Consider the following 10,426-nt stretch of genomic DNA (forward strand, 5'->3'; position numbering starts at 1 on the left):
AGCGTCAAATCGCCAAGGCGATTGACGACTTTAACCCTGGGCTATGTTGTTTAACGCCGTTGGCGTAGAGAAAGAAAGTAGCGCAAGCAAGAATGACTTTAACCCCAAAGATTTAGCGGCCCAGGCGGTGCCTGGGCGGTTAAACAGTTTTGGAACTCCGCACGCGCGGGGCGATGAACCTGCGGTTTAGCGGGATGGGGGTCATTGCGATTGGGTTATCGTCCTAGGCCTAGTGGTCTTGTTGCTTTTTGGTGTTCGCCTAGCAGGGATTGCTGGACGGTGGGGCGGTAGAGTGCGGTGAATTCGTGGGATTGATCGTAGAAGGTCCAGGGTTCTAGCGAGGCGTAGTCGTTGTCGAGGTTGTCCATGCCCATGTAGCCGTAGATGTCGCCGCGGGTGTTGAAGGCTTCGGAGGTTCCGGGCAGTTCGACGAATTCAAACCGTGCATGATCTTGGCTGCCGAGTTGGTGGAATTGCATCATCCAGTTACCGCCGACGTCGGCCATCGAGAGTTCTTCGCCGATCAGTCGTCCGGCTGAATCGAAGACGCGGCCAAAGATCTGAGTGCCCGGTCTGGCGGAACCGCTGAAGATTGGTTCGGGCGCGAGGCTGGTGATTTGATGCGTCAGGATTCTGCCGCCGCGGTGCCAGTCTGGATTGACGCCAACGCGATCATCGAACGGGTCGGACGAGTCACGCCTTTCGGATTGCAAGAGTCCTTTTTGGCCTTGGCTGAAATCGTTGAAGGCGTCGAAGGTGAAGAACGTTAGCGGCTGCGGAGTTGGGTCGTCCCAGCTTCCTGTGTTGCCAGGTGCGCCGGGGTTGGATCCGGTCGCCACTGCGCCACTGTCGGATAGGTCGGTGATGCGTCCGATGGGGTTGCCCGAGTTGTCTTGTAACGGGTTGCCGTTTTGGTCAAGCGGATTGCCGCTGGTGGTTGCTTGATTGACCACAGTGACTTCGGTTTGTCCCGGTTCAGGAACGACTTCGACGACCATTCGCAAGGTCACTGATTCGCCGGGTCGCAAGAATCCGTCGGTGCCGTCAAAGATCGCTTGTGCCGTGTCGTTGGCGTATCCCGAATTGAGCGTTGGCGTCGTTGTGGCGGTTGAGCCGATGATGGTTGGTTGGCCGATGATGCGACCGAAGTTAGCACCGTACTGGTCGGCGATGTCGTCGCTGAGTTCGATGTTGTTGAGGTCCACGGTGCCGGTGTTTTCCAAAACGAGTTCGATGGTCAATTCAAACGACAAGCCTTTTTGAACGGTGCCAATGATTCGTTTTGCCAATCCGATATCGGGGATCGCGACGGGGGTGGGGTCGTCGGCACCGGTGGTGTCGCCGGGTTCGCCAAGGTTGCTGTTGCCCGGATCCAGGCCACTGTCGCTGAAGTCTTGGACGACGGCCGACGGGTTGGTCGGGTCGCTGCCGGTGATGACGGCTTGGTTGTTGAAGTAACCTGATTGGTGGCCCGCGTCGGGATTGATGGTGACGTCAAACGTGACGGTGAACGTGTCGCCTGGGGTTAGCAGGCCGGACGCCAACATGTTTTGCGTCGTGTCGGTGGTCCATGCGTTGTTGAGCGTCGGCAGGGTGCCGGCCACGCTAGCGGAACTGATTTGCAGGTTATCGATGCTGACAAACGCGTCGCCGTAAACCGATGCGATGTCGTCGCGTAGGTTGAGGTTTGTCAGATCGGTCGCGCCGATGTTTTCGATCACGAAGGTGGTGGGGAAGGTGAACACGCCGGTTCCGTTTCCATCGGCGTCGAGCCACTCGGTGTAGTCGCCGTGGTCCTTGGCGATTCCGATCGCTGGGATCAGGGTTGGGTCGTCGTGCCCGCCGGTGTCGCCGGGATTGCCTGGGTTGTTGCCAAGCGGGTCGGTGCCGGTGTCGGAGAGGTCGCTGACGACACCGTTTTCTAGGCCTGAAACATCCCAGTCGCCCGTGGCGGTGACTTGGTTGTTGGATCCTGGGCCGAGCTGGTCAATGTCGACTTCGACAGTAAACCAGATCGTGAATTCTTCGCCCGGTTGTAGCACTCCGCTGACACCGTCGAACATGTCGGTGTTGGTGTCGCCGTTCCACGTTGCCGCACCGGTCGCGAAATCTGGATCGACCAGAGCGGTGGACGCGGTGAGCGTGGGTGCGGTGACGACGCCTTGGAATGCGGAGCCAAATTGTCCGTCGAGGTTTTCTAGCAATGAGAGGTCGGTTAACGCGATCGAGCCGATGTTTCGGACGACCAATTCGTAGGTCAGGTCTCGGTTGCCGTTGGTGGTGGAGGACGTGGAGGTGACCAACCGCTTGGCGACGCCGATTTCGGGAATCTGATCAATGTCGTTGTTGGTGTTGTCGGTCATGTCAGGATCGACGCCGTTGGTCAGGTCATCGGTTACCGATGATGTCAACGTGATCGGTTGGTAGGAACCATCGACGGGGTCAATGACGTCTGCATCGATCGTGAAGACGACTTCTTCGCCGACCAGCATGACGGTCAGTGTCGGTGAGGTGGTTGCGTTCCAGGTGATTGTGCCAGCGACGGAGTCCACGATTCCGCCAGTCGATGCGGCGACGCTTTCGAGCAGATTGGTTGGGAAAGCGACGGTGACGACGGCGTTGTTTCCTCGCAGCGTGCCATCGTTTCGGACGGTGACGGTGTAGGTCAACGATTCGCCAGGATCGGCGGCGAGTTGGCCGTCGTCGATCACGATGTTGTAGTCGGGTGTGCCGTGGTAACCGAAGTCTTGCGTGTTCACGTTCTGTCCAGCGGTCAGGGACAACGTGCTAACGTTGGGCGTGGCGGTTCCGTTGGCGTCGTAGGTTGGGTTTGCGCCGATCAAGTCGGGCGTGTCGGTGGAGTCAACGGTGATCGTATAATCGCCTGCGACCAAGTTGTTGAACGAATACGTGCCGTCGGATGCGGTGGTGGTCGTCAGCGTAAAGTCGCTGATCGTGTCGCCGTTGACATCGACGTTGAGCGTCACGTCGACTCCGCCGAGCGGGTAATCGCCTTCGCCAGCGTTGTAGACGCCGCCGTCGCCGACGTAATCAAAGAAGACCAAGTCGCCGATCGATCCGGTTCCGTTGTAACCAAAGTCTTGATCGTTGCGATTGCCGTTGGTCAAGACAACAGACGAATTGTTCGCGGTTCCCAGGCCGTCGTTGTCGGCGGTTTGCGTCGTGCCAGCGGGCTGAGTGACGACGACGGTGTAGGCACCCGGGGGCAGATTGTTGAACGCGTAGGTGCCGTCGGAAGCGGTGGTTGTTGACAGCGTGATTTCGTCGGTGCCGTCGTTGTTGAGATCAACTTGCAACTGAACTGTGACGCCGGCCAAGCCTGCTTCGCCGCCGTTTTGCGAACCGCTGCCGTCGTGATCCCAAAACACTGTATCGCCGATAGTGTTGGATCCAGTGAGGCCGAAGTCTTGGGTGTTGTCGGTTGGCGCTACGACAGTCAGTGTTGAAACGGATGCGTTGTCGGCGGGGCCGGTGGCGTCGAAGGTTGGTGTTGTGCCGGTGGGCGGCGTGACGGTGATCGTGAACGCGTCGTGGGGGAGTCCTTCGAAGGAGTAGGCACCGCTGTTGTCGGTCACCGTTGAGAATGATTCATCGATACCATCGCCGTCGATATCGGCGGTCCAGGTGACGGTGACGCCTGGGAAGGCGCTGTCAATTGCCGCATCGAAGACGCCGTTATTGTTGCTGTCGAAGAACACGAAGTCGCCGATGGCACCGGGGCCTCGGAATCCGAAGTCTGCATCGTTGTAGTCTTGGCCTTCGGTCAGCGTGACGACGACGAGATCGTTGCCGGTGGTGATCACGGTGCCTGAGGGGGCGGTCGTCTGATCGACGTCGACGGTGAAGCTGCCGGCTGGCAAACGGGTGAAGTTATAACTGCCATCGTTTGCGGTCGTTTGAGCGTAGGTCTGGTCATCGCCGTTGCCCAGGACTCCGTCAAATCCGTGCCAGGTCATGTTGACGACCACGTTGGCCAGTCCCATTTCGCCGGCGTCTTGATCGCCATCGCCGTTGAGGTCCAGGTAAACCAAGTCGCCCAGTTCTGCTGATCCGGTGTATCCGAAATCAACGTCACTGCGAATGATTCCGCCGGTTGAATCGGTCAGCGTGGTGACGACCGTGTTGGCGGATCCGGTGCCGGTTCCGTCCAGATCGAAGGTTGGGGTGGTGATGCCGTTTGGCAGTGTGCCCGGGGCAACGGTGACGCGGAAACTGCCCGCTGGCAAGGCACCGAAAGCGTAGTCACCGCTGGAATTAGTCGTGGTCGTGCGAGCGACGTCGTCGGAGTTGCCTTCGATGCCATCGTCGCCGAACCAAACTAGGTTGACGGTGACGCCTGCGATGCCTGGATCGGAACCGTTGTCGAGTCCGTCGCCGTTGATGTCGTAGAAAACGTGATCACTGATGCTGCCGAGGAACGCACTTTCGGAATCCGCGTACGTGTTCGCTCCGACGCCCGAACCCGTTCGTTCGCCGGTTGCCGATCCCGGAGTTCCGGGGGCAGCGTCGCTGGTTCCACGGTCGCCGGGCAGGCTGGTGTAGGTGACGTCGGCGTCGTTTTGGATGGCGGTTCCGGCAAAGGCGACATCGACGGTGTACTGAACCGACACGGTTGCTCCGGCGGCAAGTTCGCCGATACGAATGTCAAGCACGGTGCCGCTGGAATTGGTGGTGTCTAGGCCCGTGATCGTGCCGGTGTTGTTGAATACGAGCGATCCGGAGTCGAGCGTTAGTTCGGTCGCCATCGTGTCCAGGACGTTGACGTTCATCGCCGACGCGTTGCCAGAATTGCTGAACGTGATTTGGTACGTTACCGAGGTTCCGGCCGCGTTGGTTGTAATGACTTTCTTGTCAACGTTGGTGATTGCCGGTTCGACGATGACTGTTTCGACCGTGTTTGATGTGCCGCGATCTTGGCCGCCTTCACGGAATTCGAATGAGTTGGTGCGGACGTCGCCGTTTGAGTTGTCAGCGTCGTTGGACACGATCGCTTGGAAGGTGATGATCAGTTCTTCTGCGTTCGCGTCGCTGTCTGTGTTAGTGATGTCGCCGAGATCGAAGTCGATTTGAGTCGTCGTGCCCAAGTCGGTTGACGAGATGCGGCCGGCACCAATGGTGATCGGTGCCGAGTTTGCGCCGCTGAGATCGCCATCGACTGTCATGGCAGAGTTTGAGACGATTTGGAATGTCGCTGTGCCTGGCAGCAACGTCAGTCCTTCGGTCATCAAGTCGCGGAAGACGACATCGGTCAAGGTTCCTTCGCCAACGATCGTTCGCAGTTCAAACGTGACGACTTCGCCGATCGCCAATTCCATGCGATCACCGCTGGTTCCGGCCGATGTATTGTCGGTGTGAGTTTCGCTGGTGGACAGGATCGTTTTGGAGGGCGTGATCAGGAACGCGATATCGACTTGATCATCGTCGGCGTAATCGTTTTCGTTGGTTCCAGGGTCGAGAATGTCGCCTGTTCGTTCCGTCGATACGGTGCTGGAGGTTGATCGCGGCGCGGTTTCGTCACCGGCCAGGCTGGTCCAATCCAGGTCCACCGAATTGGTAACGCCGTCCACCGTCATGTTGGCATCGGTGATGGCGTCAAAGGTAATCACGCTGGTACCGCCCATGGCGAACGATGCCCAATTCGCAGAGATCGTTCCGGCAAGTTCGGTTAGCGTCGTCGGCGCGATGCCGCTGTCGTGGGTGAGGTTGCCGGCGAAGGTCAGACCCGATGGCAGGATGTCGGTCAGGTTGACGTCGTATGCGTCAGTTCCCGAGTCCGAGCCTGTGTTATTGATCGTCAACGTGAACGTGATCGGGTTGCCGACATCGGCGACTGAGGTTGACGAAGCGATCGTCACGTCCATCACCGGTTCCAGGACTTCGACGTTGGGTGATGAGTCCACGACGTTGGGGCCGGAGGCATAGGAAACGGTTGCGCGGTTGTTGATTTCTTGGCCGGCGTCGTTGCTGGAAACATTGGTGACGACGGCTTGCAACGTGATCGTGATCTGTTCGGTGGTTGCGTTAACCGTGTTGGAGTTGGTGATGGTGCCAAAGTCAAATTGGATCGCGCGTCCGCCGTTGGTTACGTTCGCGTTGGTTGCAACGTCGTTAAAAGAGGATTGCGACGTTGCCAGGCCGGCGGATGCCGACACGGTTGCACTGCCATTGACGTAGACCAATCCCGCGTCCAACAAATCGTCGATGACGAACGTTGCGAGTTGTCCTTCGGGGACGTTGACGACAATTTCATAGTCAACGGTTTCGCCGATCACGACTTCGGTATCGGTGTTGTTGGCATTGGTGACTTCGGTTCCCGTGATTGTCTTGACGACGGTTGGGCGACTGACGGTGACGCGAGCGGTGTCGGTCAAATCGGTTGGCGTGTGGTCTTCGCCGCCTTCTTGCCCGGCGTAGTTGGTGACGCTGGCGATATTGTTTTGGTTGCTGCCGACGGGAACGGTGGCCGCAATTTCGGCTTCGTAAATGATGACGACGATGTTGTCACCGCTGGTCGCGTTGTAGGCGTCGATCGCACCTTGGCTGGCACTGGGGTCGGTCAATTCCAAACCTGCGCCGAACAGGTCGCCGGTGAACGCGACGACGTTGCCGTTGCCGTCGTAGGCCTGGACGCTGCCCGGGACCAGCGTCATGCCGGCGGGAAGCGTGTCCGTCATCGTGACGTCGTAGGCTCCTCGCGCACTGTTGCCGTTGTTTTCGACCGTGATCGCGAATCGAACCCGATCGCCTGCGTCTAAACCGGACGCGTTGGCATTGATTGCCGTTGATGCAAGGCCATCGCTGTTGATGGTTCCAGTGAACGGAGCACCACCGCTGCCGACGGGTGCGAAGGCGACTGGGCCGGCCGTGGTCGATAGTGATCCGTTGTTAACGGCCACGATACCCTTGGTGACGTTTAGGACGGGCTGAGTGACTTCGATTTGGACCAACGCATCGGCTTCGTTGACGCCTTGTTGCGTGTTGCCTTCTTCGACTCGCACGATGTTGGTCAAGAACAGACCGTCCGCTGTCGGCGCATCCTGGGCCGTCACATTGATCAGCAGTTCAAGAACGTTAGGCGTGCTGCTGGTGTCGTCGTAGTTGCCAAAGTCGATGCCGATTTCGTTGTTGGCGGCATCAATGATTAAGTTCTCGTTGCTGCCCAAAGATGAAAAGTACTCGGCGTAGAAATCATCGTTGGCACCAAGTTCGATCGTGCCGGAAACGCCGTCGAAGGTGGTTTCGTCGAAATCGATTGTCCACGTATCGCCGCTGACGCCGTCCGCGTTGTGATCGCCGACTTCAAAAATCGGCAGCGGCAAGAAATCGGTGACACGGAAATCTTCGACGTCACTGGTCGGCAAGTCGTAACGAATGCGATACGTCACCACATCGCCTGCGACAATCACGGGCCGTCCGTTGTCACCCATCGGCAACGTGGTGTTGCCGTTGATCGCGTAGACGTCTTTGACCAGCGTTCCGGTTGCGATGGTGATCGACGCGCCGCTGGCATCGGTTTCGACGGGCAACAAAGTCGTTGCGATGTTGCCGTCTTCGGAATTCTGCCGAACGGTGCCTGAAATGCTGAGGTCATTGTTGGTGATCGAGTCGCCTTGATCGACGCTGCGGTCGTTCGATGGGAACGTGTCGGCGTAGTCTTCTTGAATGACGGTTCGAAAGCGAATCGTGCCGGTCGCTGGACCGCGGTTGGTCGGCCCGTCGGACAATCCGCCTTGCAGGATTCCGTCGGCCACCGCGTTGCCGTCGGTGTTGTCGATCATTGCCGCAGAAAGATCGAAACGAAGTGTCGTTGATCCGTCGGAAGCAGGGTTTTCGCTAAGGTTGTCAGTCAGGTCGATACTGGTTTGGTCAACGACCAGGGTTTCGCCCGCATCGGGGTCGCCGATTTCGCGAACGGTGAAGTTGCGTGCGGTCGAGGACGTGTCGTTGAAGTCGTTGATGACAAACGTTCCGCCGAATCCAAAATCAAACAGTTGACCGTCTTGGAAAACGTCGTCGATGACGAGGTCGCCGAATGTGTAGTAGTCGCTGATTTGGAAAGACAGCGTGTATTCCAGCGTTGAGCCGGGAACGGCTGCGCCGCCACCGACAACGGCAACGGTTTTCTGAATCGCGATGGATTTGTTGTCCAGCGTGTGTTCGACGCCTGCGGGATCCGCGACCGCGTTGTCGGTTCCTCCTGCATCGCGAACGTCTACGGGTGTCCAATCGCCAACGGCGCGAGCGTTGTTGAAGGATTGCGAGGCTGGCAGGTCGTCTTCGCCATTGATCGGGATGATGCGGTCAGCGTCGGTGCCACCGGTGGCGACGTCAAATTCGGGAACGTAAAAATTGAGCGTGACGACGACATCGTCTGCCGCGGTTCCGCCCACGACGGCGTCGGTTAACGTCACGATCAAGTCTTGTCCGCTGGCGGGCAGAGTCAACGAGCTAAGGTTATCGCCGTAGGTTGCTGCTGAACCGCCGACCAGGACGCTGTCGATCGACGTGACAATGATGTTGTCGGGCAGGCTGTCGATGATGTCCAGGTTGCTGATCGTTTGTCCGTCGGCGACGTCAACGGAGATCACGTATTGGCGCTGGAAGTTTGGGCCGGTCGCGGTTTCGTTTTCAGGTCCGACGTAGGTTTTTGAGAGCGTGATTAGCGTCGGTGTGATGTCAACCGTTTGTGCCCAGCCGGGGCCAGCGGAGGAGACGTCGGTTTGCGTGTCGCTGACGATCGACGGATCGGGGGCGGTTGGGTTGTCCGCTGCGTCTTCACCGTAGCGGAATCCGCTGCGAGTTTGGATGGTGAGCGGTGCGGCTAGGTCGGCTAGGTTGCTGACCGAAGCGCTGACCAGGATGTCGGCTGCCGGTTGGCCTGGCGTGACGCTTCCGAACGGTAATTCGATCACCACCAGCGTGTCGCCTGCGTTGCCAGTGACCTGCAAAGGGTTTCCGCTGCTGTTGACCCAGTACGGATGGTCGATCGTGCCAAAGCCGGTCGCACCGTCATCGGGAAACGTGATCGATGTCGTGACGAGCGACTGCCCCAAGTAGGTCGCTCCGTTGAACGTGATTCCATCATCACCGTCAATTCCGGTCGAGGGAATGATCAGGTCAACGTAAGGTCCAAATCCAGTGTCGGAACCGGTGTTGTCAAACGTGACGTTGAACGAAAAGTCTTCGCCAATCATGACATCTTGGTCGCCCGAAATTGTGGCCGTTGGACCGGCCGCCAAGACGCCCCGGTACGACGCTTGGGCCGCTTCGCTGACAGCGACGTCGGTTTCAATTTCGCCGGTCGCGAATTCGAGTTCCCAATCGCCGCCACGATCCGCGGAACCGGTGTCATCGTCACTGGCGGCGACTTGTTGCTGAGTCAGCGCGGCGAGGCTCTCGACCAATTCCTGTCCGGCTTGGTTGCCCGCGACGTCGCAGCCGTACAGCAGGATGTCGCCGCCGTCGTTGATCGCGTCGCCCCACGCCGAGATCGCACCCGCGTTTGCGGTGACGGACGCTTCGTTGACCCAAGTGTTGCCCAGCCGAAACGCGCCGTCTTCCCCGTGGGAAATGATGTGCAGTGCGTCCAGGTTGTCTTGGCCCGCCAGAATTTCGCTCAACCGAGCAATCCCGTCTTCGTCGGCTTCGATCACGACGACTTCAAATTCGCGAGTCGTGTCTTCATTGCCTAACAAGTCATCGATGAGCGATTGGTAGTTTTCGACGCTGGCGTCGACGATGACCAGTTCACGCGTTGGACCATCGGCTGTTGAGGCCGCGGTTTGGTCGCCGTCTTGGTCGCCGGTTGCACTGGTTTGCGAATCCGAAGCCGCCACCATCGCGACCTCCGGTGCAGACTCTTGTGCGCCGGTATCGTCGCCAGTTTGGATCTCGGCGTCGGGGGCAGCGTCGAACAGCACCCGTGGTTCGAGATGTTGCCAAAGACGATTGCTGATGAAGTTCTTGAAGGGTTGGTTCATAGTGCAACGCCATGCGGGGGAACATGGTGATGGGTGATGGGGGGAGGTATGAACGCGAGCGGGGAGGCAAGCTGATTGGGTGGGCGAAGACGTACCGGTAACGGTGGCCTTAATGGGTCTATCAGCTTTTGGCACGAGGTATCTGTTCACTAAGTTGCCCAATCGCTATCGAGTCCGAGGGTTTTAGGCGGGTCGCAAGATGCGTATGGGATGGTTTTGTTTTGAGGGATCTGATGGCGGTGGCGGTCGCGATGGTCCGTTTAACCGCGTGGGCATCGTCTGGGCTGACGAAAATGTTTGCGTGGAGGGAAACTGGACGACTTTGGGGGTTTGTGGCTGACCGGCCTCGGTGTTGATTGCAAATTGCAAATTGCAAATTGCAAATTGCAAAATGAACACTGAAAAATGTAAATTGACCAGCAAAT

1 protein-coding gene is annotated in these 10,426 nt (G+C 58.3%); it reads right to left on the reverse strand.

The features are described 5' to 3' along the window. Nucleotides 1-215: 215 nt before the first annotated feature. Nucleotides 216-10,001, reverse strand: a complete 9,786-nt coding sequence (locus RC85_RS23255; RefSeq protein ID WP_068267140.1) for an SdrD B-like domain-containing protein — start codon at nt 9,999-10,001, stop codon at nt 216-218. Between the last annotated feature and the right edge of the window lie 425 nt (nt 10,002-10,426).

The organism is Rubripirellula obstinata (genome assembly GCF_001642955.1).
GTDB lineage: Bacteria > Planctomycetota > Planctomycetia > Pirellulales > Pirellulaceae > Rubripirellula > Rubripirellula obstinata.

Excerpts from the sequence above, each read along its gene's own strand:
- RC85_RS23255 (WP_068267140.1), bottom strand. The coding sequence starts at position 10,001 with ATGAACCAACCCTTCAAGAACTTCATCAGCAATCGTCTTTGGCAACAT.